We start from the raw sequence: 26,081 nt of genomic DNA on the forward strand, positions 1-26,081 counted from the left end.
AAAAAGCATATCTTCATAATACATAGGAAATCATCCTGGCTTGATTGAAAGCGTTCTGATGCTATTATATACTTTTCTCCTCTTTCTGTTTTAAGCCAAATCAATATACGTGCATGATCAGGTTTTCCGGAATGCCTGATGATAGTAGGGTTGATGCGTTTGACATAACCTGTCAAGGTTATGACCCGTATCCGGCATTCATCAAATCCTTCAGACAGGAAAGGCATGTGGCATGCAATTCGTCGAAGTTAAAACCTACCCACTTACTGCTGTTTACTGTTTTAAAGACCGCCGGTGATGATGATTATTAACATTTAAAAAGAATGTCATGCATTTTCAAAAACAAGACCTTACACATAAACATTACAGCTGGAGCAGCAGCGAACACGTTTTTAAGGGGCAACCCAGCAGAAGAAGCTTTGATAAAAATAACGGAGACCAGGTACTGTTCCTTATCAATTTTTATGCTTCGCTTTCCGATCGATTTACCTTACGTGAGGGAAAGATCATTGAACAAAAAATTCATTCCAGTGTTCCGGAAGAGGCTAAAAGTGAGCTATCGGTTTTCAACTGGCTCCGGTGGCATGTTTTTATCTCCGAATAGACCGGCAACCATTACATAACAGATATGGCAGGGTTATCGATTTGAATATTGATTTCATGCTGTAGTTCAGTGAGCACCGGATTTACAGGAGAATGAGGCGTAGCCCGCGCCTGCTCAATTTGCATCCACAGCATCACATAGCCGTATACAGATTGGAATTGCCGGGATCAGGCCCTGTAGCAAACCGCATTGATATTCATTCCTGCTCCAACCGAAGCAAAAAGGATAACGTCACCTTTTGAAATGGAATGCCCATTCAGTTTATTACTTCGTATCAAATGATATAAGGTTGGGATGGTGGCTACCGAACTGTTACCCAGCCACTGAATACTCATGGGCATTACATCCCCGGGAGGAACAGCGTCATAAAGACCATAAAACCGCTTTATAATTTCTTCATCCATTTTTTCATTGGCCTGATGAATAAGGATCTTCTTTACTTCTCCGATAGCGATGCCGCTTTTATCAAGACATGCTTTCATTGCAGCCGGCACATACTTCAATGCGTATTCATATACCTTCCGGCCCTTCATTTTAATAAACAGGGTATTGCTTCCATTCTGCCGGTAGCTTTCACCCATGTTTATATAATCCGCCTCTTCCGTACTATGGGTTTGCGCGCAGCAACCCAGGATGCCCGCTCCTCCCGCAGTTGCAGGTTTGTATTCCATTACAACGGCGCCGGCGCCATCTGAAAAGATCATACTGTCGCGGTCCGATACATCAATCACGCGCGACAATGTTTCTGCACCGATCAGTAATACTTTTTGAGCCATACCGGCACTGAACCAGGCATGGGATTGGATAACGGCATGCAGCCACCCCGGACATCCCACCAATACATCGTAGGCAATACACTCCGGCCGGCTGATACCCAGTATATGTTTCACATTACTGGCAAGTGTAGGTACATTCTGCGATTGGGTGGTTCCGTAGGTAACATCTCCAAAATTGTGGGCAACCACGATCTGATCCAGTGTTTCAGGATCGAGGCCACTGTTGGATAGTGCCTGCCACCCGGCTGCTGCTGCCATGTCTGAGGCATTGATGTGTTCCGGAGCATAGCGCCGTTCGCTGATACCGGTAATCGCTTTAAATTTATCAATAACAACGCCTATTTCGGTCGATAGAGGAACTCCTGACGACTCATAAAAAGCATTGTCTTTAAAATCACTATTCCTGCGTATTTCCCCGGGTATATACGCTCCGGATCCGGTAATGACTGAAGAAAATTTCATTTGTTGTTGTTTTAGGTAAGCCTACACAAACCTGGGGTTACTTATGGTTGCCTTACTAAAACAGTAGAACAATCAGTGGAGTAATTTTAACAGTTGCTGAATATACCATTTTTTTTCAACAGCTTCTGTTAAATATTGTCATGACACCATCAAATGACGGCATTTCATTGTCCGGTATTTAGGCGTTTGAAATTTGTACTGCTATAATAGCTCAACACTTTACCTTCCCTGATTATTTGCGTGATATTGGGCAACCGGACACAACATTCGTTTATTGATCATACCAATCCGGAAAACATTTATACCCATTCGGTTAATTGCTGCAACACACCCTATACCCATGCCTGCCGGAACAACAGGTACCACATAATCCGTCATTTAAGACCGGGCATGCATTATACCGATATGACCGGGAGTTTTAAACAAACCGGATGTGTTGGCCTCGTAGAAAGCCATTAATTTGACAGCATTCATTACCTCTAATTTATTACCTGATGACCCGGCAATATCCTAAACGGGCAGGAAGCTGGTTAACATCAACAGTATGTTGAAAGCCGGAAGCAGGCCATTAATCTGATGAAGGAACCCGAAAGATCCTTTCTTCCGCCGCATAAAGCGCCACACCCGGCAGGCTTGTAAAAGAAACGCCGTTTACCGGTTTACCGGGTTGCCTTGCCGTTCCGGTTTCTTGTGCCCGTCTTTTTTTTGCCGGTTGTGAAAGTGCTTCGCCTTTCCCTGCTTCCAGTTCGGGTTCCGTTTTTCAGCGGGCGCCTGCGGTGCAGGTTTGGCCGCGATGGTTGGAGGTACGGCTGCCGCTTCGAAGGGATGGTCCTTTATAACGGGAATGGTCTTATTGATCAGTTTTTGAATATCTTTTAAATAGGGTTGCTCCTCCGCATCACAAAACGATACGGCAATACCACTGGCGCCCGCTCTGCCGGTACGGCCGATGCGGTGTACATAGGTTTCGGGTACATTGGGTAATTCGTAATTGATCACACAGCCCATACCATCCACATCAATACCCCTTGCTGCGATATCTGTAGCCACCAGTACGCTTATCTTTCCTGTTTTAAAGTTTCCGAGTGCTGCCTGCCGGGCGTTTTGCGACTTGTTGCCATGTATGGCTGCCGCACTGATCCCTGCCCGGTTCAGGCCTTTAGCAATCTTATCTGCACCATACTTTGTTCTTGCAAAAACCAGCGTGGCTTCCGCAGCAAAATCCTTTAGCACGTGTAAAAGCAAAGCAGGCTTATGCGATTTTTCTGTATGATATACCGACTGCTGTATCTTATCTACAGTTGTTGCCGGCGGGGTAATTTCTATCTTTACAGGGTGTTTCAGCAGGGAGTCAGACAGCTTTTGTACTTCCGGCGGCATCGTTGCCGAAAAAAAGATGGTCTGCCGTTCCAGCGGCAAGCGGGCCAGGATCTTTTTTACATCATGGATAAAGCCCATATCCAGCATACGGTCAGCTTCATCCAGTACGAGGTACTGAATTTCCTTTACCAGAGGATAGCCCTGGCTGATCAGGTCGAGCAGGCGGCCGGGTGTTGCAATTAACACATCTACCGGTTGCTGTAATGCCCTTACCTGGTTGTGTTGCGAAACCCCGCCAAAGATCACCACCTGTTTCAGTGGAAGATATTTACCATATGCCGCAAAACTTTCTGCCACCTGCAGCGCCAGTTCTCTGGTAGGCACCAGTACCAAAACCTTCGGCCGGCGGGATGATGCGTGTTTTTGACCGTACAGCAATTGCAGTAATGGCAGGGCAAAGGATGCTGTTTTACCGGTGCCCGTTTGCGCGCAGGCAAGCAGGTCTCTTTTTTGTAAAATTACCGGTATCGATTTTTCCTGTACCGGCGTGGGAGTGGTATACCCTTCATTGCTTAATGCCTTAAGAAGGGGATCAATAAGTTGTAATGTATGAAACGACAATTGAATAAAATTAAGATGAATAAAATCAGGTAGCGTCAGCAACAAAAAATGAAGATACGATACCGGCATTACGTTAAACAGCTGCCATATTTGCACGGAGGAAGGTGCAACAAAGACAGGGCCGGAATAACATAAAGGTTGCAAAGGTACGCGGTTTCTGCTGGTTTATGGATTTTATTCTTCAAAGATGCCGGACAGTTGCTCCCCGATAGGGCTCCCCACGCCGGGCGTTTTAATAAATAACCCTACATTTGCCGGCAAAAATCAGGGCATGGCAAACGAACATACGGAAAGAAGCAAAAATGGCTGCGAACTTTGTAAAAGCACCACAGGCGTAAACGCATATGAAGTAGCACCCCAAACACAAAACAACGCGGATCAAACGATCTTTATCTGCGGCAAATGTGTGGCGCAGATCGATAAAAAGGAAGCACTGGATGCGGGGCACTGGCATTGCCTTTCTGAGTCGATGTGGAGCGAAGTACCTGCGGTACAGGTAACGGCCTGGCGGATGCTGAACCGTCTCCGGAATGAAAGCTGGGCGGCAGAGAACCTGGACATGCTTTACCTGGATGATGAAACACTGGCATGGGCAAAGGCAACCGGCGATCATGAAGACGACGGCACGGTTGACCTGCATAAAGACAGCAATGGTACCGTTTTGCAAAACGGAGACACCGTTGTGCTCACCAAAAGCCTGGATGTAAAAGGCTCAACGCTGAATGCTAAAATGGGTACCGTTGTAAAAAATATCCGTCTTGTAGAAGATAATACCGGGCAGATTGAAGGAAAGATCGAAGGCCAAACCATTGTGATCCTTACCAAATATCTGCGGAAGCAGGGTGGATAGGAATGTAACGTAAGATTTCGTTGCGGCTCAATGACCCGGATCTCACCCAGGTAAGACATTCTACATTTTAAATTAGCCGTTCTGTATTTTGCATTGCTGCCACCTTCGGTGGAACCGCTACCGGGTGCTCCCGGTTATCTTTACATCATCCAAACTAAATGTACCGCCTGCAGCTTCGCTGTTGAAACCGTAAAAGCGAACGGTAACCGGCTTATCAAGGTTCGTAAACTCCGTTCCCATCGTTACCGTACATCCTTCATTGTCGGCTGTTGACGCATCATTTACCTGTAATACACCGGCTGGCGTAATCCGTACATTCGTATTGTCTGCAGGAACAGATACCGCCAGATTCGCCTTAAAACCATCCAGGCTGGAACGAATTACAAGCTGCCGCACGCCGGTTCCCGAGCGTCGTATGGTAAAGGTCATCCTGAAAAGGTGCATAGCAAACCCAGTGGCAGGAGCTATGGTTACCTCATAGTACCGGCCTTCATGTACAACTCCGCTGAATATGTCGGAACCATTTACCGCACCCGTGGGCCAGCCGGTAAACGAAAAACGGCCGTTTGCAGTGGAGTGATCGCCTACCCCAACGGCTTTGAACGGTGTAACCACCAGGTTGGCAGCCGCCGGCAATGGCGTAGGATCGACCGCTCCTGTTTTGTCGGAAACGCCGGCAAAGCCAAACAACAGGGTAAATGGTACAGCAGGCACAAAGCCCGAAACATCATCTGTATTCCGGATATAAAACTGTTGGGCGCCATTGAAATTTCCTGTGTAACCGATCCAGTTTTGAGGACCAGAAGGAATCACAGCTGTGGCAAACAGGGCTTCTTCCCTGGTATACAACTCCAGGGTATCACTGCCATCTGTAAGTGGATGGCCGCCTGAAAAAAAATCCGGCGCGGCCGCCGCCTGCACAACCCTGATCAAGGTGGCTTCAATATTTCCGGTATCCCCGGGTAAAAGCCCCAGGGCCGTGCGCACTTCCCGCAGCGTTTTTACGGCCGGTATTACCACGCGTTCCGTTGCCGCGGGGGCCGGTTTTACAAAACCCGGACTCACTTTTAGCTTTAACGATCCACGTTCATTGATCAGCGAATCCATATCTGAAAGCAGCAGCACAATAGAGTCTCCCGTACGATAGGTAACCGTACCGCCGAAGTTTACCAACAATCCGCTTTGACCGCTTTGAAGCACCACTATGCCGGCTGCAATATTACCCGAGCCGGCATCGGAAATAACGGTGCCCCCTACTGAATACCGGCCCAGTGCCCTGTTTACGCCCTTGTACATCTGCCGCAATGCAGCAATGGTAACGAGCACCCGTTCTTCCTGCCCACAGCGCGCCTGCAAAAACTGTACATCCCCTGTATCCCGTATAAAAAGTTGCTGCGTCGCATTGAAGATGCTGTAAATGCCGGTGATCGTACCGTTTCCGGAGGGTACTTTTAATGCTGCAAAACTGGCGTAACTGCTATTGCGCAAAACCATCGATTGCTGTTCACAATTACGGATCGTAAAGTTTACGGCACTTACACCTTTTTCAGGATCTGCATATGTTTTGGAGGTATCCCGTTCTGCAAACTGGTACCCTTCCAGCCGTACCAGCATACTTTGCAAAGGATCTTTTATATTGGTTGAAAGCTCGCCAGGAGTAATCACCCGGGGCGCAACCTCATTTCCAAACGAACCTTTTACAATAAACTGGTCAAACTGTACAACGGGAATCCGTCCCAGGTTCAGATAGCCACCGTCACGCACAGAATCCAGTCCCAGTTGAATGGCACCTCCATAATCCCCCAGCATCATGCCCTTCAGTTTCACAAAAACCCGGCGGCCAACAGGGTATGCCGTATACACGTTGTTTCCATCCAGCAACACCGGTATAGCGCCGGTTTCATCCTGTATCACAATCTGTTTATAAAAATTCCCGGAACGGTCATTAGCCGTTACAATACCGGCAATGGTAATATCATCATAGATCTTCTGAAAAATACCATATCCCTGGTAGCGTTCCTTTAATGCCCCGATGGTCATGTTTACCGGTATATCCGGATCCGCATTTACAGCAGGAACATCAAATGTCCGGTTACAGGCTATAATCAAAATCCATATCCAAAACAGCAGTGCGCTTTTCATGAGCGCTGAAACATCGATTTTCATGAAGTTGATTTTTTAGGTTAACAATGCCGGTGCCCCCTTATTTAAACCGGAGCATAACACCGGCATAATAATTCAGTCCATACGCATAATAATATTTTGGAGGGAAGGTATCCGGATCCTTGTCTTCCACATTGAACCGCAGCTGTTCAAAGCCTCCGGAACGGATATTTATATTATTCAGCAGGTTATTCATACCAATGCTAAATACCAGGTATACCGGTTTTTTATGGATGGTATATCGCAGGCGCTTAGACCAGCCGCCAAAAAGATCCAGCGTGAACTGTGCGGGAAATTTTTCCTGGACGGTGATGCGATCAATAAGCTCCTGCATACCGGATGATGAAGGATCCGCATCTCCGATGGCCGCAACCGTTCTCCGGATAGGATTTACACTCAGCCAGGATTGATCAAAATAATTACCGCTCAAACTAAGGAACCAGTACCGTGGCGACCGGTAAAAAAAGCCCGCACTGTAAGCATTTTGCGGAGTAGAAGGAACCCTGAAGTTTTTCAGATACACCACCTGTTCCGTTAAAAGGGCAGCATCGTTATCTACGGTAACCACGGCGTGCGGACGGCTGTTATAATAGTACCGGCCTACAGCAGCCGCACCATTAAAGCTCCATGCCGCGCTTAATTTGGCTTCCACACCGATCTCGCCGCCAAAATGAACCGTATGAATGCCACGCAATGCGTAATTGACAAAATTCCGGTATTGGTCGTGGTAAAAGGTCATTATATCATAGGCATCTTTTATTTCGGTATAATAACCGGTAAGTCCGATCCGCATACGTGGACTGTGATGCTTATACCCACCTTCTGCAGACCAGGCCGTTTCGCTTTTCAGCGGGTGTTGCTGCAACGCATTCCGGGTACGGGGAGCAATGAATACATTATCAAACAATGGTGGTGTTCTAAAATATCCCCCGCTGATAAAAAAATAATTCCGGCCATCGCGTTTATACGTAAGGCCTGCCTTCCAACCGGGATCAATAAACTGCTGGCGGGCAGAAGGCCCGTATGAATCATCCGGAAAAAGTCCGTTCCGGTTAAGGCCTTTCCGGTAGAACTGCGTTTGAACAGCATGCACATTCAAAAAAGCATCCAGCCTTTGCCCGGTAAGGGTTAGTTGTACCCATGCTGATATACGGCTCATCATCATCCGGTAATGATACCCGTATGGTTCACCCGTTTTTTTCAATTGATCGGGATGATCCAGGTCGTATTGTACCGAATAGGGATCATTGGGAAAATCCCTTTCTGCAAACTGGTTTACATTCAGCCAAAAATCACCGCCAAGCAGGTCTTTCACTTCCAGGTAGTGTTCATTTTCCTGGTGCTGGTAACCCGCTCCTGCTGCAAACCCTATCCTATCTGAATATCTTGTCCGGTAGACCGTGTTTGACATATAACGTTGCAAGGCGTTTACCCGGTTGGATAAAATATAGAGGGATCGTTTGCCGGTAACGTTTTCGCCCGGTTCACCGCCAGCATTGGGAATGGTTACGTTATTGGCCCGGTTCACCTCGTATAACTGATTCCAGTTCACCTGCAGCAGGTCCGGATCACCGGCAAGCAACGTCCGCAACGCAGCTGCTGCAGCGGGCTGTGTTTTTGCGTAGTAGCCGGGCAGGTACCTGTAATAATCCGGCCGCGGATCTGGTGCATTGTACCAGTCGAATCCCGAAAGCTTCCGTTTGCCGAATGTATAGGCCAGCGTGGTCATCCAGCTGGTTTTGGTATCGGGCTTATATTCGTATACGCCGATAAAAACGGGCTGAAATGTAGCAGTAACTGCCGCATTCCGTTTTACACCATGCTGATATCCCCATGAGGGATTGTAAAAATGGGTACCGGCCAGGTCCATGGCTTCCTGCACACTAGCCGTTTGCCGGCCGTTTTCTGTGGGTACGCCAAAAGCAATAAGGGAAAGGAGATTCCGCGTATTCAGTCGCTTATCAGCAGCGGCATAGTAGCTCAGACTGCGGTAAAAGGTACCGGGTATATACCCCTCCTGTGCATAGCGGGTACTGAGCATGAAACTATAGGCCCATCCCTTCTTATCAAATCCGGATCCATGCGTTAGCAAAAACCTGTGGCGGTAATTCCGGTTTGATAGGGCATACCCCACCTGTGTTTGTGCCCACTGTGCACCGGCCCGCATGTCGATATTGGTATACAACCCCAACTGGTTCGGCGCAAAATCAGCGGCTTCCAATCCATAGGCGTTCTGGCGGGCGCGCATTACATTGGTAAGCCCGGACCATAAGCCAAATGGAACAAAGCCATTATCCAGCCCGGTAAAATCAACGCCATTCAGATAAACAGCATCTCCGTTGGTATAGCCGCGCAGCCGGAAGCGTACCGCTGAAAAATTAAAAGCAGCCGCAGATAAAAATGGATTTCGCCCCGCAGCAAGTACCGATGAAACAATTGTGCTGCTGCCTTCATCCAGATCCGCTTCGTCTAAACTGATCACCGGCAGCTGTGCGGCTACTTCGGCCTTCAGATCTCCGGTCAGCGAATCGTTTCCCGGAATGGTATCACGGGCAGTCATAAACGGAGGGGATTGCGCATTCCCAGACAGGTACACAAACGCAAGCGTTAGCGCGATGGTGGTTTTCATTATGCTTGTTTTTATAGGTTACCGTAAATATAAATAAAAAAACAAATATTGAAATTTTTTTATCTAAAATTCTTTTCCAATCTTCGTAACAGGAACCGGAGGCGCGTTCGTAGCGGCCACTCATCTTCATCAAAATTTTGAAGATCCAACTGTTCAAAAAACCTTTGAAAAAAACCTATATGAACATCAATGAACTAACCTGTCAAATCAGAGCTGCGATATTTAACGTACATAGTACTTTAGGTCCCGGACTGCTGGAATTTGTTTACGAAGCGGCATTAACATACAAGCTTATTAGCAATCGAATGGGCATTAAAACGCAATTAGGGTTACCCGTAGTTTATGAGGATATATCACTCGAATTGGGTTTTAGAATTTAACATCCTGGTGGAAGATACGGTTATCATTGAAATTAAATCGGCAGCAATGCTACGTGATGTGCATAAAAAGCAGTTGTTAATCTATCTAAGATTGGAGGATAAAAAGATTGGCCCGTTCGTTCATTTTAATAGTAGTTCAATAATACGTAAAGAAAGCCTGATACGAATCATTCACTAAAGATATTTGTCAATCAACGAAAAATTGCTGAACACGGTTTCACACAGAACCAATCAAAATCTGTGCACGTCTGTGGAATCTGTGAGAATAAAAACGGCCTGCTTATTTATTTTTGAAAAATCCGGAGGAATCTATACGTCTCCTTCGCTAACCTGAACGATATGAAAAAAAATCCATTTCTGCTGATGCTCGCTGTTATCGGTACCTGCTGTGTGGGCATCTACGCACAGCCCCGGCAATACAAGAGCGCCATTGTTGCTTTTTACAATCTTGAAAACTTTTACGATACCGTTTTTCATGGGCGGAATGATGATGAAACATTTACGCCTGGTGGCTCCAAAGCCTATACCAGTGCGGTTTTCAATGAAAAAACGACCCGCCTGGCAACGGTAATTTCGCGGATCGGCACCGATGTCAATCCTGATGGGCCGGCCCTGCTGGGCGTGTCAGAGGTCGAAAACAGTACGGTGCTGCAACGGCTGGTACAACATCCGCTGCTTTCCAGCCGCCATTACCGGTATGTGCATTATGATTCAAAAGATGTCCGTGGCGCCGATGTAGCACTCCTGTATAACCCCCGGTATTTTCGCGTGCTCAGAAGCCGGCCGCTATATGTGCCGCTTCCCGAAGGCGCCAAAACCTCGGCTTATACCCGCGATATCCTATGGGTAACCGGTTTGTTGAATGAAGAACGGATACAGGTTTTTGTAAACCACTGGCCCAGCCGTTATGGAGGCGAAAAAAAATCAGAACCCGGTCGCATGGCAGCAGCGCTTACCATCCGGAAATTTGTAGATACCCTGATCCAACAGAATCCCATGGCCAAAATTATCGTAATGGGCGACTTTAATGACGAGCCGGTGAACAACAGTATTGTAAAAGGGATACAGGCTACGGATAACGCCACAACAATAAAAACAGGACAGCTCTATAATCCGTGGGCATCCCTTTATAAAAAGGGCATGGGTACCCTGGCATATCAGGATGCCTGGAGTCTCTTTGACCAGATCCTGATCTCTGAAGGTTTTTTATACAAACCCCAATCCGGTTTTTTCTTTTATAAAAATGCAGTCTTTAAAAAAGATTACCTTATCGAAAATACCGGTGCTTATAAAGGTTATCCGCTGCGCAGTTATACGGGAGAAGTGTACCGCGGCGGCTATAGCGATCATTTTCCGGCCTACATGGTATTATTAAAGAAGGCCCCCTGAAAGGGAAATGATCCGGATCCTTCTTAAAAAAGTACTACAAAAGCACCCGGTTAATTGTAAATTTTATAATTATAGCTCTATTCCCGCCCAGGAATTGGATTTAACAGCCCTTGGGGCTAAATTTGAACACTTAATTAATCATTTTAGTTTATACATTAATCTCGCGTAATTATGAATGAAGTATCCGACATAGGCGTAATTGGCCTGGCAGTGATGGGTGAAAACCTGATCCTGAATATGGAAAGCAAGGGCTTTCATGTAACCGCATTCAACCGCTCTGTTGATAAAGTGGAACATTTTGTAAACGGCAGGGCAAAAGGCAAAAATATTTACGGGGCCAAATCGATCGAAGACCTGGTAAGCTCATTAAAGTCACCCAGAAAAGTGATGCTGATGGTAAAGGCCGGTAAACCGGTGGATGACTTCATCGATTTGCTGATTCCGCATTTGGATAAAGGCGATATTATTATTGACGGCGGCAATTCGCATTTCCCGGATACCGAGCGCCGGGTGAAATATGTAGAAAGCAAAGGGCTCTACTTTATCGGCACCGGTGTTTCCGGAGGTGAGGAAGGCGCCCTGCTGGGCCCCTCTATTATGCCCGGCGGCTCTAAAGAAGCATGGCCCGCTGTAAAACCCATCTTCCAGGGCATTGCAGCAAAAGTAGCGGACGGTGCACCCTGTTGCGATTGGGTTGGTAGTGGTGGCGCCGGCCACTTTGTAAAGATGGTGCATAACGGGATCGAGTATGGTGATATGCAGCTCATCAATGAGATCTACCATATTATGAAGAACGTGCTGGGTATGTCGGCCGATGAAATGCATGAAGTATTTAAAGAATGGAACGAAGGTGAACTGGATAGTTACCTGATTGAGATCACCCGCGATATCCTGGCTTATAAAGAAGCGGATGGCACGCCGATTATTGACCGGATCCTGGACACTGCCGGACAAAAAGGCACCGGTAAATGGACCGGAACCGTTGCACTGGAACTGGGTGTGCCGCTTACGCTGATCACAGAATCGGTATTTGCCCGTTGTCTTTCCGCATTGAAAGATGAGCGTGTGGCAGCATCAAAGGTATTGACCGCCGGCCCCACACCGGCTTTTGAGGGCGACAAAAAAGCATTCATCGATCACTTAAGAGATGCGCTGTATGCCGCAAAAGTTATTTCTTATGCGCAGGGCTACCAGATGATGAAGGCGGCCGCGAAAGAATATAACTGGGAGCTGAGTTACGGTAACATCGCACTGATGTGGAGAGGCGGATGCATCATCCGTTCCCGTTTCCTGAGCAATATCAAAGAAGCATTTGACAAAAATCCCGATCTGGCCAACCTGCTGCTGGACCCTTATTTTGCAGAAAAGATCCAGACCTGTCAGAATGGTTTAAGACAGGTAGCTTCCACTGCGATACAAAACGGAATACCGGTACCCTGCCTGAATGCAGCGATCAGCTTCTATGACGGTTACCGTACCGAACGGTTGCCCGCCAATCTTTTACAGGCGCAGCGCGACTATTTTGGTGCGCATACGTACGAAAGAACAGATCAACCCCGCGGACAGTTCTTCCATACCAACTGGACCGGAAGGGGAGGCGATACGGCGTCTACCACGTACGACGTGTAGCTGCCCAGACCTATGAGGTTAAAAGCCTCATAGGTCTTTCTTTTTAAACACCAGTTCCCCTCCCGAGTAGGTCTTCAACACTTTTATTTTTAATAATTCCGCTTCCGGGGTTTGCATCAGATCTCGATCCAACACTACAAAATCAGCCAGTTTCCCCGGTTCCAGGCTTCCTTTTTCCTGCTCTTCAAAAGCTGCCCGTGCCGCCCAGATCGTCATTCCCCGCAAGGCCTGTTCCCTTGTTAATGCGTTTTCCATCTGGAACCCCGATGCCGGAAAACCTTCCGCATCTTTTCTTATTACCGCGGCAAAAAAAGTTTTTAAGGGTGAAATAGCTTCTACAGGAAAATCGGTTCCCAGCGGGATCCAGCCGTTTTGTTTTAATAATTGCAAATAGGCATAAGCGCCTTTTAAACGTTCCTTTCCCAGCCGGTCGCCAGCCCAGTACATATCCGATGTGGCATGCGTAGGCTGCACGGACGGTACGATCTGATAATCGCCAAAGAAATGAAAATCGCTGCTGTTGATCACCTGGGCGTGTTCGATCCTCCAGCGCAGATCATTCCTGCCTTTCAGGTGTTTTGCATAGATCTCCAGTACGGTACGATTAGCGCTGTCTCCAATAGCATGGGTACACATCTGCCAACCCTGCCCGGCAATAAAGCGGGCCACGGAATCAAAATGCTCCGGGTTGCTTAGTAAAAAGCCTTTCCATCCCGCCTTGTCCGAATAATCGTGCAGGAGACAAGCCCCCCTTGAGCCCAGTGCCCCGTCTGAAAAGATCTTGAATCCCCGCACATGCATCCGGCCGGTTTTAATAATACCCCGCTTCAGCAGGTAATCATAGTTTTGCTTTGCATCGCTCAGCATTACATATAAACGCATTTTCAGGTCGCCGCTTTTTTGTAACGCTTCCATTTTTTCAACCATATCATAGCCAAGTCCACAGTCATGAATTGAGGTCAGCCCCTGTTCAAAACAATTCGCCTCGGCCCGGTGAAGCGCTGCTTTCAACGCCTCAAGCGAAGGCTCCGGAATGCGCGAAACCACTTTATCCATGGCATTATCGATCAGGATACCGGTAAGCACTCCGTTCTTTGTCTGGTATTCACCTCCCGTTATGGTATCCCCGGCCTTCACCCCGGCCAGTTCCAGCGCCTTATTGTTGGCAATGGCCGCATGCCCATCGATCCGAACCAGGTACACCGGCCGGTCGGGATACCGTTTATTCAGTTCTTCATTAGTAGGAAACTCCTTAACCGGCCAATCATTCTGATCCCAACCCCGCCCGATGATCCAGCCGCTGGTATCACCGGTCTTATAATCGCTGAACCGGTGCAATACATCCTCCCAACTGGGTGCCCCTGTAAGGTCCAGTTCGGAAAGTCCCCTTGCATATCCCACAAAATGCGCGTGTGCATCGATGAAACCAGGATAAATAAATTTTCCAGCTGCATCCATTTGCTCCCTGCAGGCATATTGTTTTTCCAGGTCGCTTTTCCTGCCCAACGCAACAATCTTTCCATCCTTAACCACCATGGCTTCTGCCCTGTTAAAAGAGCTGTCTACGGTATAAATGGTACCGTTAAAAACCAGGAGGTCCGCTTCTTTTTGGGAGCTACAGGCAATCATACATATACTTATAAATACAATAAAGGCCAGCGTACGCATAAACTGTTTTACAGCGAATATAAAAAAATAGCCCCTTTTTATCGGGGCCATTAATTGCTTGTTGACAGAAAAAATATATAGAAAACTTAGTTCAGGTATTTTAAAAGCTCCTCACTCATGGGTTCTACCTTCGATGGGAACACGGCAATCAGCGCTCCCTTTTCATCCATCAAAAACTTTGTAAAATTCCACTTGATCGGATCTTTTATTCCTTTTTTTTCCGCTTCAGCAATTAAATACTTATAAATGGGGGCCATATCTGCGCCCTGAACGGATACCTTGTTGGCCATCGGAAAACTGACACCATAGTTTTTTTTGCAGAACTCAGCGATCTCTTCATTACTACCAGGTTCCTGCGACTTAAAATTGTTTGCAGGGAAACCAACGATCACCAGTTTGTCCTTGTATTTTTTGTATAATTCCTCTAATCCCTCATACTGATGGGTATAGCCACATTTGCTGGCAGTGTTTACGATCAGGATTTTCTTGCCCTTAAAATCCTTGAAATTAATAGATCCTCCGGTCAATCCGCCTACCTTGAAATCATAGATAGAACCTGCTGCCATTACTGCAGCCAGCACGAGCGTTGTAAGAAGTACTTTCATTATATTCGATTTATCCTTTAAAGATAACCGGTTTTTTTGATTCCGTTTGTTAAACAACGGAGCCCGGGCCATCAATCACTGGCAAAACACAGGACAGCAACACTCAACCTCACTCCAGGTATTTTCAACAAGACGCTACCACAGGCCTCCAACGTTGCACCGGTTGTTACCACATCGTCCACCAGCAACAGATGCCGGTTTTTGGCCATTGTATCATCCGGAACCCAGAATTTTCCCTGCATATTGTTCCACCGTTCCACCCGGTTCTTTTTTGTTTGGGTTTCAGTTGCTTCCGCCCTGTAAACCAACACGGTACAAACAGGTACACCGGTTACCGCCGCAATGCCGCCGCACAAAACCGCAGCCTGGTTATACCCCCGCCGGCGCTCCCGGGCGGCAAACAGCGGCATCGGTATAATAAGATCGATACCATTAAAGCGCGTCGATTGTACCAATGCCGTACCCAGCATAATACCAAGCTGATGGCCCAGCGCCCGGTTTCCCCCGTATTTCAGCTGGTGCAGCATATGCTGTATGGGCGACCGCTTGGAAAAATAACAATGCGCGCCGGCCGCTTCAATCTGCAACCTGCCGGCAAAGATCTTTTCAACCGGATTATCTGCATGCACTTCAAAGTCTGTAACCGGAAGACCGTATATACAGCGTAAACAAAGCTCACTGCCCTCTGGTAAAGCATCATTGCCACAACCGGCACAAATATGCGGATAAAAAAGATGCGTAAAGGCGTTCCAGGCGTATTGCAGGGTGTTCATCATTATCAGCTTCTGGTTCAAATATAAAAAAATAAACGTATACGGAAGCAAATTTTTATCTTTGCATCTGAACTTTAATTTAACCACAATTAAAGTTTATGCAACCGCTTTCAAAGCGGGCATAAATGAATATTATGGTTTCGCCCTCTACCTCTATTATTGATACGATCATCGTATCTGACAGTGTTTATTCTACAGAGTACCTAACAACCTTTCTGAGGCAAAGCACGGCTTTTAGCTTCAGGATACAGGTGGTAACGGACTCCCAAGATCATTCTTTGCATACCTACCGGCTCCTGTTTTCGCATCCACCCCTTATCTTATTTGCAGCCGATCTTACCCATCCGGAAAGCCTGGCTGTTCTATCGGCACTGGCTCAATCCTTTCCCGGCTGCCTGATGGTAACGGTGGGCGAGGTGGGCGACCTGGGACTGCTGTTGAAATATATACGGGTAGGCGTGCGGGGATTTATTCCCGGTTCATTCACTGCTGCGGCTTTTAATGAGGCACTGATAAAAATTATCGGTGGCGAAGCCTTTATCAGCACATCGGTAACCGGCAAGATCTTCGACTATTTTCATCATAGCGTTGAACTACCGGGCAAACTGACGCACCGGCAGCAGCAAATAGTGGAAGGTATCGTAGAAGGCCTCAGTTACAAGCTTATTGCGTATAAACACAAGATCTCCATTGATACGGTACGGGAGCATATCAAAAACATCTATAAAACATTCCGGATCAATAGTAAGGCAGAACTGATCGCGCTGCTCAAATTCCACTACCTGTAATCACATCTTTATGTGGTCATCCACCCTGTAAAATAGCAGGCCGACCCCGTACATTTGTGCAATCATTATACCTCTATTACTGCTTATTTTCCGTGCGCATTGCATTTTTTATCCTTGGCATTATGGGCTGCCTGTTTACTACAGCGCAGGAGCCATTGGTACGCTATGGATTCAAATACGACACGGTAGCGATCCGCTCCGGCGAAACCTTCTCCAACAGCCTTTGGATTGAGAACAACGGTGCCGCTGAAGTGCTTCTTTTTCAAACAAACGCCATAGCCTCTGTAAAAGGACTGCTGAATCTGCCGGACAGTATCCGTTTACAACCCCGGGAAAAAAAATGGTTTCCTCTTAAATACTTTGCCGACCGGCGTACCATTCATAGTAATTTTCAGCAGTTTCTTTTTATGCTCGCCGCTGTACAAAAAAATATTCCTGTACAGCATGCCGCATCCTTTATTACCTACCTGCAGCAAATGCAGGGACTGGTGGTGGACACCGACGAACCGGAAATATACCTTAGCCAGATCAGCCGGCAAACCAACGTTTCCGTCCGCTGCTATAATAACGGGCTGATCCCGGCCAGTTTTCACCTGGAGTTAAGCAATATTCCCGAAGGACTGGAATTTACCGGTAATGTAAATGAGCTGACGCTTGCTCCGGGACAGCAGCAAACCATCGTGTTTATTGCCACCAATAAATTGCGGAGCCGCACCGCCTCCGACTTCCTGGTTCTTATTCGCGCGCTTGACAAAGCCGGGAACCAGCTTGCGGTAAAGAACCTGCGGATGATGAGCATGAGCAGTGACAAACGGCTTGGGCTGAACCAGCTTTCTTTTTCACAAAGTCCACCCAATACCATCGGGCTACGTTACCTTTCGGGCAATGACGGTCTTTCCGCCTACCAGCTGCAGGGAAACGGAGTGTATCATATCTCCGACAGCCAGCAGCTCCGGTACCGGCTGAACGCAGACTATTTAAACACCCCGGTACAACAGGGACTCAATCTCTATGACACCTACGTAGATTATCAATCCCGTAAATGGGGATTGCGGGCAGGAACGATTTACGAGCTGCTCGATTTCAACCTGAACGGCAGAGGCGTTAAAGCCAGTTTCAAAACCGGCGCCCACCGGTCGTTGAATGTATATGGTGTTCAAAACAATTACCTGCTTTATAACGCCCTCCATCCTGTTCCGCAAAGCCAGGGAACAACCTTCGCTATTGCCTACCAGGATCAGTCTGCTCCCGTAAAAAATAAATCCCTGACCCTGTTACAGCATTCCGACAACTGGAATCATATCAACACTTCCCTCCTGTCCGGGAGTATCACCGCTCCGGTTAGCGAAAAAACATCTTTAGGGCTGGAAGCCGGTTACAGCCTGCTCCATATAAAAAATGCAGCCACCCGGCAAGGATTTGCCGGAGGAATAAAATTCGTACATAACAGCAGCGGCCTCCGCCTTTACAGTTACAACTATTATTCAAACCCCTACTACGGGGGACTAAGAAGAGGACTGCTTCAGCTGGACAATCATGTTTCTTTTGATCTTGGCAGGAGCAGTACCCTCTCTGCAGCCATACGCCTGCTGAATAGTAAGCCCCGGTTGCTTTATTATTTCGGAAACGAATACCTTTCGGCGGCCAGCCTGTATGGAAACAGCACCTATGAAATCGGTTATGGAACCCGCCTGGGAAGCTGGGATCTCGCCTTCAGGCCTTATTATTTTGCACAACGTATCCGGCTGCAAACAGAAGAGGAAACCTGGAAATCGGCTTCCCTCCGCGGCAAAATCAACCTGGGCCATACGTATGCCACCCATACTTTTTTTCTTGAGGCAGATAACGGTTATACCTTTCAAAATACCTCCCGCAGGCCCGAAGCGCCCTTTCTGTCCTCGCGCATCAACGCCTCCTATAAAAGCCAGGTGCTTGGCTTTTATGCATTCGCCCAGTTTAACAGTTATTATTTAACCGACGCCCTGGCGCTTAACCTGGAACGACCTAAATACACCTTTCTCTCTCTTGGACCAACCGCCGGTTTTGCGCTTTTTCAGCGACGGGTATCTGTAAATACCGGAGCCACCTATAATTATTCCGGCTATAATCATAGTTCCAATTACGCCGTAAACGGTAACCTTCGCTGGCACCTGAAAAACAACTGGGCTGTTACAACCGATGTGCTTTATGGCATCAATGTACAACCCATGGCCTATAATGTTGTCCAGGGCGCCGGCACAAACTATGACCCCGCCGATCCGTCCCTGCAATACCGTTACAGCAGCAGGCAACTCCGGTTCGGCATTGAAAAAAGTTTTCACAACAAGGATGATCTGCAGGAACGGAAGCTGGAGCTTTTCTTTTATGCAGATCTGAATACCAATGGCCATTACGACGCGGGGGAACCTGCCGCACCAGGAATCCAGGTGCGCATCGATGGAACGATGGCCATCACCAACCGGAAGGGACTTGTAAAATTCACTGGTGAAAAAAACAAAACCTATTCCGTTTCCATTCTCAATAATAAGAACTGGAGCCTGTTGAACAGCCCGGAAATTGTGCTGAGAAAAAACAGCCGGCTTGAAGTAGCGCTGGTAAAAACTGAGCTGTTAACCGGAAAGCTGATCTATGTGGCCGATAAATATGCAGATGTACCGCCGCCGCCGGCCGGCATCCGGGTAAAAGCCGTTTCAAGGAACGGAACTGTATTTATGACCTTTATAAATGAAGAGGGATTGTTTCATCTTTATCTTCCCGAAGATCAATACCTGCTTTCTGTAGAAGCCGGAGCATTGGGTTTTACGATGCTCCAGGAAAACAAAACAGTACAGATACAGCAACACCAGCAGGAAACCGTTGAATTGAAGTATACTTACCGGGCCCGTAAGGTTGAGATCACGCAATTTAATTAAGCGACTCAATGCGCTGTGAGGGTATAATTAATCACAGCCGTATAAATACCGGCGGGTTTGTTAATAAGGTATTGTGTGCGGGATGGCGGTATCCGGTAGCGTATATTCAGGTACCGGTCCACAGCAGGAAGCGCCCCGCTAACCAGCAATTGATCGGTTGTAGAAAGTGCACTGATCGTGTTCACACCGCTTTGGCCGGCGACCGGGCCCAACTCCAGTATGTTTACCGGCACCGTAGCACCGGAAGCACCGTTAGTTAGATCGCTGGTCTGCGCTTTTACACTGATATCATAAGGCGTTGTTTTGCTTACCTGTAAATGATTGGTAAGATCCAGGGCCACTCCATTTTTGTAATCTGCCGCCGTTTGGAACGGCAGGGTGACTCCGGTGGCCGACAGGTTGAATTCGGACAGATCATTTACGGTAACCACCAGGTTTAGTACTTTGCTGTACGTAGCTGCCGGGCTGGTATTGGTTCCTTGCAGGGTAAGGGTGGTGCTGTAATCTCCCTTATTGATAAATGCTGTTTTTAAATCGGACGGACTTATAAAAAACCGCGTAGTGAAATTGGTTTTATTTCCCACTGGCACCGGGGCATTGGCAACCAGTTGCTGGCTGGTGGTTGTCAGTGGCAGTATTGAACCGGCGGGTGTTGTCATTTGCAGCTGTATTTTACCCACCCCGGTTTGGGGATCTGCTACGCCACTATATCCATTCGCAAAAGCCAGCTGCGCTGTATTGGCAGCAAGGGTTAGTTGTACCGGTACGGTATGCCGCAGGGTAAAAGCGTTATTAATTTCGAGGGTAGTATTCCGGAAATATTTCAGGTCGTTCACTACCAGGGCCATATTCCCCGGCGCACTGCTGGCTGTTATAAGCGGATCCACGGTAACCGTTAAGGTAGCCTGTGTGGGAGTAACAGCGGAGCCGATGCCAATGGCACTAAGCGAGAAGGCCAATGTATTGGAATAGGTGCCGGCCTTCCAGGCTGTTGCGGAAAGACCGGGTGCCTCATATTTTACCGTAAAAGGGCCGCCGCTAAGCAATAACAACGACAAGAGTTCACTGGTCATTGACTGAGCGGTAGTAGTACTGAGTGTAATGGCATTGTCATGGTTTGCCCCTCTTACATACATGGCAGTAAACTTTGACAGGGGCAGGGCACTGTTGGTGCCGGAAACAGGATTCAGATCCCCATTGCCCTTCACCATAATATTGGGCAGCAGCGCCAGTATACCCGGGTTATAATTGTAGCCGGAGGCTGTCATGCTCACAGAGCCATCAATTAACGCGGTCTCATTAATCGTCAGCTGACCATTTTGAGCATGCCCGGCTACGGAGCTCCAAAGGAACAGTATTAACCAACAGGACCGGATCATCCTATTCTTCCACATGGATATTTTTTTCTGCAACTTTCAGTTCATTCTCTGCCCCCGCATCCAGTATGGCTACCGCCAGGTAATCACCTGCAGCCAGTTTGGGAAGCGGATAATTAATTACCTGGTCATCTCCGGGCATAATGGCAATGGGTACCGGTTGCGGTTTTATTTCTTCACCGGTTTGTTTATTCGTTAATTCGAACCGGATAAACCCATCCTTATGTACCTGTCCGGTATTTTGATATTTTACCACTAACCGGTGCGCCGCACTATCTTTTATATGCCGGGGAACATAATTAAAGGCCAGGAACCGGAGCGTTCCCCTTTGCGCCGCCTGCGGCGTATAAAAAAGCTGGATACCAAATTCCATGCTGATCCGGATGCCGATACCGGATTTATCCTTTGCTTCTGTACGCGGTGCATTGACCTGCGTAAAAAACAACATACTATTGCTTGCCGTTTTTTGGGTATCCGTAAGCGGGATCCGCATGTTGACAGTGTAGGTCTTTTCTTCACCGGGCGCCACAGCAAAATGCGTTTGGGGAAGGCTGATATCCCTGGCATTGGAATGGGGCCGGCTGCTTGCAGGAAAATAATGTTTAACGCCCAGCGAATCCCGGTTCCAGTCTTTAAGACTCAACAGGAACTCATAGGACTGTGTAGTGGTATTGGATATCGTAATGGTTTCACTTACGGTTTCGCCCGGGACTCCTTTAAAAAAAAGCCGCATGGGAGAAAAGGACAGCTGCTGTGCCTGTAAACCGCAGCAAAGAAAAAGGCTTAGGAAGAGGATGCAGAGGGACCGTTGGCTCATTGAGACTTGTACGATTTAAAATAATAAAGCAGAAATTTTTGAATTTCAAAAATTTCTGCTTTGAGTGTTATAAACGCTTATTGTGCAGTGGCCGTATAAACAATATTTGTTGTATAGAGCGTTTTTGTAGCGGTCAACAATGTTGCATTCTGGGGGATCTTGTATTGTACGTCAAAACCCTGATCCAGTGTTGCGGTACCGGAAATGAGGGTCAGATCCGATTCCGTGGGCGTAATGTCGGCCGGAAAACTGGCAGCACCGGTAGTGCGTGCAGCCAGCCTTAAGATACTTAAAGGCAGGGTAGCACCGCCGCCGGCAGTAAAATCACCGGTTCCGTGTACCTTTATATCGTAGGCCTTGGTACTGGTAACCCGGAACTGGTCCGTAATCGCTACCGTTTTTTCACTGTTGTAATCGGTAGGTGTTTGGTAAACAAAATTCACCTCCGCTGCTCCCGTTGGAGCTACCGGCGACACTCCGGTTACATCCCGTAAATCTACATTAACCGCAACAGTGCGTAATTGAGCCTGAGCAGTACTGATCATGCAAACGGCAAACGCGGCCAGCACGATCTTGTTTTTGGTTGTTTTGTGCATTCTTAAAAAGTTTAAGAGGAAAAAGTCAATAAAAGCAGAATAGTTTCCTATTTCTATTGCAAAATTGAAAAAAATATGTTCCAATAAAAAATTAAGTGTATCACATGATGATGTGAAACGCTTAAAAGAGATATTGGTACACTTCTTCCACCCGGCCCATACGGATCACCTCAATATTGAAACGGCTTGTATTCTTAAGGGATTGGTTATATTTTGATACGATGATCTTTTCAAAGCCCAGTTTCTCGGCTTCCGCAATGCGCTGGTCGATCTTATTTACCGCACGGATCTCACCGCTCAGACCCACTTCTCCCGCAAAGCAAATGGTTTGGGCCAGCGGCATATCTTCATAAGAAGACAGTAAAGAGCAAAGTACGGCCAGGTCGATGGAAGGATCCTCTACTTTAATACCTCCGGCAATATTCAGGAATACGTCTTTAACCCCGAAATGGAAACCGCCCCGCTTTTCCAGCACCGCCAATAACAACTGTAACCGCCGGAGGTCGAAACCTGTGGCTGTGCGCTGCGGTGTTCCATAAACCGATTGTGTTACCAGTGACTGGATTTCAATCAGCAGTGGCCGTACACCTTCGATAGTAGCCGCAATTGCTATGCCGCTCAGCTGTTCTTCTTTCTGGGTGATTAAGATCTCTGAAGGATTCAGCACGCCCCGCATGCCCATATCGGTCATCTCATAGATACCCAGCTCAGAAGTGCTCCCAAACCGGTTCTTTAACGTACGCAGGATCCGGTAAGCATAATGCCGGTCGCCTTCAAATTGCAGCACTACGTCTACCATATGTTCCAGTACCTTCGGTCCGGCAATGCTTCCTTCCTTGGTAATATGCCCGATCAGGAATACAGGCGTATGGGTTTCTTTTGCATACCGCTGGAATTCGGAAGTACACTCCTTGATCTGCGAGATGCTTCCGGGCGACGCATCGATGACCGGCGATTGTAATGTTTGTACAGAATCTACAATAACGATCTGTGGTTTTAGCTTTTTTATTTCCTGGAAGATCGTTTGGGTAGATGTTTCAGTGAGCAGGAAGAACTGATCGTTGATCTGCGCACTGCCACCGGCGGTTAGCCGGTCGGCACGCATCTTTATCTGCTGTTCACTTTCCTCTCCGCTTATATATAAAACTTTTGTATTTGTAAATTGCAGCCCGCATTGTAAAAACAAGGTGCTTTTCCCAATGCCCGGCTCTCCGGCAACCAGGATGATGCTTCCGTTTACAATACCTCCGCCCAAAACCCGGTTCAATTCCACATCACGGGTGATGATACGCCTCTCCTCCTGGCTCACCACATCATGTATCGAGATCGTTTTATTGCTGCGTTTTGCTTCACCGGTATATTGATTCCAATCTGTTTTATCAGATCCCTTGTCGATGATTTCCTCAACAAATGTGTTCCATTGACCACAGGACGGGCATTGGCCCAGCCACTTAACACTTTCATATCCGCATTGCTGACAAAAGAATGATTTCTTAACCTTAGCCATGCAGTAAAGATAACAGAATTGAAAGTTGAGATTTAAGTTCTGCCAACAAATTGGCATATTTGGAATGAGAATTGCATATGAAAATGAAACAGATAACAACAGGATGTTATCCGGTTTAAAGAGCAATTGTAAAAACCGGTGCTGCTTCCGGACCGGTGCTGCTAAAAAGTAAAAAGGCCAATCTTTCGACTGACCTTAATACTTACTAACCCATTAAATTCTGATACTAAGGTACAATTCTGGCTTAGAAATAAAAAATCAAATTCGGCTACACGGGGGTTAAGAAATTAAGAACTGATGAAATTTCAGGTTCTAAAAAATAAGTAATATTCTGATTATTAACTATTTATTAATAAAACAAGCTTTAAAATATCCTTAAAAAAACTTATCTACATGACAAAAAGTCGGTTCATTCCGTTTTAATACCGTTGGAAAGAGATTTGCAGGGTATTTACAAAAAACAAGAAATATGACACCTGGAATTATGATGGTATCGCTGTTATTTATGGGTATCAGCATGATCGTATCGATGATCTTAAAGAGCAAATTCAACCGGTACAGCAAGGTTCCGCTGTCTGCCGGTTTGAGCGGAAAAGAAGTTGCCGAGAAAATGCTCCGGGAAAATGGCATTTATGATGTTCAGGTAACATCTGTACAGGGGTTCCTGAGCGATCACTATGACCCCGCCAAGAAAACAGTCAATTTAAGTCCTGAAGTTTACGAAGGGCAAACGGTGGCTGCCGCAGCGGTGGCCGCACACGAATGTGGCCATGCGGTACAGCATGCCGCCCGGTATGCCCCACTCCAGATGCGCAGCAGGTTGGTTCCGGCAGTACAGTTCAGCTCCATGATCGTAAACTGGGTACTTTTAGCCGGTATCATCATGGCCGCTTCGGGAAGTTATACCCTGCTGCTGGCGGGTATTGTGCTGATGGGGATTACCGTGGTGTTTTCCCTGATCACCCTGCCTGTTGAATTTGATGCCAGTAAGCGGGCACTCGCCTGGTTAAACCATACCAATGTTACCAACAGCACAGAATATCCCATGGCAAAGGATGCCTTAAAATGGGCCGCAACCACCTATGTAGTGGCAGCCCTGGCCGCCGTGGTAACGCTGTTACAATATATTGCCATCCTCATGAACAGAAGGGATTAAACGGGTACCGGACCGGTTTTCTGCCACAGAGCAGGAAGCAAAACAATACGCTCAAAAAATAGAACGCTGAAGCTCCTCAGCGTTTTTTTTATGGCCGGCCTTACCGCAACCGGTAGGATACTATTTTTTTTGCATTAAACGTGGGCATATAGATAATCCGTTTAACCGGATCATAGCCCATATCGGCGGTATTCATTTTTTCAAGATGCGTATCTAATAACAAGTCCACCTGTCCGGACGCTGTTACATAAAACAGGTATCCGCTCCAGGCACTTACAAGAAAATCGCCGTTCCCAACCGGCTCAATGCCATCAATACCCTGGGGTAACTCCGCAACGGTGGTGATCCGTTTCTGCGCATCGGTCTTTTTCAGCTTTTTTCCTTCCGCAAAATACAGCGCATCACCTACCACTTTTAAGCCGTTTGCCCCCTTCACGCTGTCAAGGTATACCGATGCACGCCCATTTTCCAGCTTCCAGATCCTCGCCTTCCGGGAATCCGAAACATAAACAGCGCCCCGGCTGTCGGTAGTAATATCATTTAACCCGGTGGCGCCTTCCAGAGCTATCTTTTTTTCAATACGGGCGGTGGCCATATCAATTACCACGACCGCATCAATATCCGCAACAAAGAGTTTATTGCCCACGCGGCCCAGACCCTTCGGCGCATCCAGTCCCTCGATCCAGTTGCCCACGAACTCCCGGTTGCTGAGGTTCATTTTTCCAATACCCCCGATTCCGTCTTTATCCCAGCCGCCCCCGTTGATCAGCGATACATAAAGGGTATTTGCAGCAATATCGGGTAATATGGATTCCGGAACCGGAATGATGGTATCTGTTTCCCATAGTTTTTCAACTGTATGTACTTGTGCGGTTGCAATACCGGAGATCAACAAACACAGGAAAAGAATACTTTTTTTCATAACGGCAGGGTTTTATTACAATTACAATCCCGTAAAGAAACATAAACATAGCAGCCGGCCATTACATTTTATTGGCAATAAATGCAACTATTTTAACATCTACCATCTTTGCGGATTTCTTGAATAAATTTATAAAAA

21 protein-coding genes are annotated in these 26,081 nt (G+C 47.2%); 9 read left to right on the forward strand and 12 right to left on the reverse strand.

All coding sequences use genetic code 11. From position 1 onward, the window contains the following. Positions 1-328: 328 nt before the first annotated feature. Positions 329-604 carry a hypothetical protein gene (locus LQ567_RS14940; protein WP_231005328.1) on the forward strand — a complete coding sequence of 92 codons (276 nt, stop codon included), beginning with the start codon at positions 329-331 and terminating at the stop codon, positions 602-604. A gap of 167 nt (positions 605-771) precedes the next feature. Here LQ567_RS14940 and LQ567_RS14945 read toward each other — a convergent pair whose 3' ends face one another. Continuing rightward, entirely contained in the window at positions 772-1,842 is a 1,071-nt protein-coding gene (locus LQ567_RS14945) for a 3-oxoacyl-ACP synthase III family protein (protein ID WP_231005329.1), read from the reverse strand. Between the two features lie 651 nt (positions 1,843-2,493). Continuing rightward, positions 2,494-3,783 carry a DEAD/DEAH box helicase gene (locus tag LQ567_RS14950; protein WP_231005330.1) on the reverse strand — a complete coding sequence of 430 codons (1,290 nt, stop codon included), beginning with the start codon at positions 3,781-3,783 and terminating at the stop codon, positions 2,494-2,496. A 271-nt stretch (positions 3,784-4,054) separates the two neighbouring features. Between LQ567_RS14950 and LQ567_RS14955 the strand changes: the two genes are divergently transcribed. After that, positions 4,055-4,633, forward strand: coding sequence for a PhnA domain-containing protein (locus LQ567_RS14955; protein WP_231005331.1), 579 nt, complete (start codon positions 4,055-4,057; stop codon positions 4,631-4,633). Positions 4,634-4,750: 117 nt separating this feature from the next. Here the strand turns inward: LQ567_RS14955 and LQ567_RS14960 are convergent, their stop codons facing one another. Together LQ567_RS14960 and LQ567_RS14965 are read right to left on the reverse strand one after the other, a co-directional pair. Next, entirely contained in the window at positions 4,751-6,799 is a 2,049-nt protein-coding gene (locus LQ567_RS14960) for a DUF5689 domain-containing protein (protein ID WP_231005332.1), read from the reverse strand. 37 nt (positions 6,800-6,836) lie between these two features. After that, the gene (locus LQ567_RS14965) at positions 6,837-9,425 is read right to left on the reverse strand and encodes a TonB-dependent receptor (RefSeq protein WP_231005333.1); all 2,589 of its coding nucleotides are present in this window, start codon (positions 9,423-9,425) and stop codon (positions 6,837-6,839) included. Positions 9,426-9,604: 179 nt separating this feature from the next. On the opposite strand from LQ567_RS14965, the gene LQ567_RS26280 reads away from it, so the two are divergent. From LQ567_RS26280 to gnd, 4 genes are all read left to right on the forward strand, one after another. Continuing rightward, the gene (locus LQ567_RS26280; protein ID WP_394800386.1) at positions 9,605-9,805 is read left to right on the forward strand and encodes a GxxExxY protein; all 201 of its coding nucleotides are present in this window, start codon (positions 9,605-9,607) and stop codon (positions 9,803-9,805) included. Beyond that, positions 9,768-9,983 carry a GxxExxY protein gene (locus tag LQ567_RS26285; RefSeq protein WP_394800387.1) on the forward strand — a complete coding sequence of 72 codons (216 nt, stop codon included), beginning with the start codon at positions 9,768-9,770 and terminating at the stop codon, positions 9,981-9,983. Before LQ567_RS26280 ends, LQ567_RS26285 begins: the two co-directional genes overlap by 38 nt. Before the next feature lie 161 nt (positions 9,984-10,144). Then, entirely contained in the window at positions 10,145-11,194 is a 1,050-nt protein-coding gene (locus LQ567_RS14970; RefSeq protein ID WP_231005334.1) for an endonuclease/exonuclease/phosphatase family protein, read from the forward strand. Between the two features lie 171 nt (positions 11,195-11,365). After that, positions 11,366-12,823 carry a decarboxylating NADP(+)-dependent phosphogluconate dehydrogenase gene (gene gnd / locus LQ567_RS14975; RefSeq protein ID WP_231005335.1) on the forward strand — a complete coding sequence of 486 codons (1,458 nt, stop codon included), beginning with the start codon at positions 11,366-11,368 and terminating at the stop codon, positions 12,821-12,823. 27 nt (positions 12,824-12,850) lie between these two features. Here the strand turns inward: gnd and LQ567_RS14980 are convergent, their stop codons facing one another. From LQ567_RS14980 to LQ567_RS14990, 3 genes are all read right to left on the reverse strand, one after another. Continuing rightward, positions 12,851-14,542 carry an amidohydrolase gene (locus LQ567_RS14980; protein ID WP_231005336.1) on the reverse strand — a complete coding sequence of 564 codons (1,692 nt, stop codon included), beginning with the start codon at positions 14,540-14,542 and terminating at the stop codon, positions 12,851-12,853. Between the two features lie 35 nt (positions 14,543-14,577). Continuing rightward, the gene (locus LQ567_RS14985) at positions 14,578-15,096 is read right to left on the reverse strand and encodes a glutathione peroxidase (protein WP_231005337.1); all 519 of its coding nucleotides are present in this window, start codon (positions 15,094-15,096) and stop codon (positions 14,578-14,580) included. 71 nt (positions 15,097-15,167) lie between these two features. Continuing rightward, a complete protein-coding gene (locus LQ567_RS14990) occupies positions 15,168-15,890 on the reverse strand; it encodes a ComF family protein (RefSeq protein WP_231005338.1) in 723 nt (240 codons plus the stop codon). A gap of 104 nt (positions 15,891-15,994) precedes the next feature. Here LQ567_RS14990 and LQ567_RS14995 point away from each other — a divergent pair, with 104 nt between their 5' ends. Together LQ567_RS14995 and LQ567_RS15000 are read left to right on the forward strand one after the other, a co-directional pair. After that, the gene (locus LQ567_RS14995; protein ID WP_231005339.1) at positions 15,995-16,657 is read left to right on the forward strand and encodes a helix-turn-helix transcriptional regulator; all 663 of its coding nucleotides are present in this window, start codon (positions 15,995-15,997) and stop codon (positions 16,655-16,657) included. Positions 16,658-16,779: 122 nt separating this feature from the next. Then, positions 16,780-19,569: a hypothetical protein gene (locus LQ567_RS15000; RefSeq protein WP_231005340.1), complete on the forward strand. Its 2,790-nt coding sequence runs from the start codon at positions 16,780-16,782 to the stop codon at positions 19,567-19,569. A gap of 5 nt (positions 19,570-19,574) precedes the next feature. Here LQ567_RS15000 and LQ567_RS15005 read toward each other — a convergent pair whose 3' ends face one another. The 4 genes from LQ567_RS15005 to radA all read right to left on the reverse strand — a co-directional run bounded on the left by LQ567_RS15005 (position 19,575) and on the right by radA (position 23,865). After that, the gene (locus LQ567_RS15005) at positions 19,575-20,963 is read right to left on the reverse strand and encodes a hypothetical protein (RefSeq protein WP_231005341.1); all 1,389 of its coding nucleotides are present in this window, start codon (positions 20,961-20,963) and stop codon (positions 19,575-19,577) included. After that, positions 20,950-21,762 carry a fimbrial biogenesis chaperone gene (locus LQ567_RS15010; protein ID WP_231005342.1) on the reverse strand — a complete coding sequence of 271 codons (813 nt, stop codon included), beginning with the start codon at positions 21,760-21,762 and terminating at the stop codon, positions 20,950-20,952. Before LQ567_RS15010 ends, LQ567_RS15005 begins: the two co-directional genes overlap by 14 nt. 77 nt (positions 21,763-21,839) lie before the next feature. Next, on the reverse strand, positions 21,840-22,358 hold the full coding sequence (locus LQ567_RS15015) for a hypothetical protein (RefSeq protein ID WP_231005343.1): 519 nt from the start codon (positions 22,356-22,358) through the stop codon (positions 21,840-21,842). 121 nt (positions 22,359-22,479) lie between these two features. Continuing rightward, entirely contained in the window at positions 22,480-23,865 is a 1,386-nt protein-coding gene (radA, locus tag LQ567_RS15020) for a DNA repair protein RadA (protein WP_231005344.1), read from the reverse strand. Between the two features lie 469 nt (positions 23,866-24,334). Here radA and LQ567_RS15025 point away from each other — a divergent pair, with 469 nt between their 5' ends. After that, the gene (locus LQ567_RS15025; protein ID WP_231005345.1) at positions 24,335-25,021 is read left to right on the forward strand and encodes a zinc metallopeptidase; all 687 of its coding nucleotides are present in this window, start codon (positions 24,335-24,337) and stop codon (positions 25,019-25,021) included. 100 nt (positions 25,022-25,121) lie between these two features. Here LQ567_RS15025 and LQ567_RS15030 read toward each other — a convergent pair whose 3' ends face one another. Beyond that, entirely contained in the window at positions 25,122-25,943 is an 822-nt protein-coding gene (locus LQ567_RS15030; RefSeq protein ID WP_231005346.1) for an SMP-30/gluconolactonase/LRE family protein, read from the reverse strand. Between the last annotated feature and the right edge of the window lie 138 nt (positions 25,944-26,081).

The organism is Niabella pedocola (assembly GCF_021044425.1).
Lineage (GTDB): Bacteria > Bacteroidota > Bacteroidia > Chitinophagales > Chitinophagaceae > Niabella > Niabella pedocola.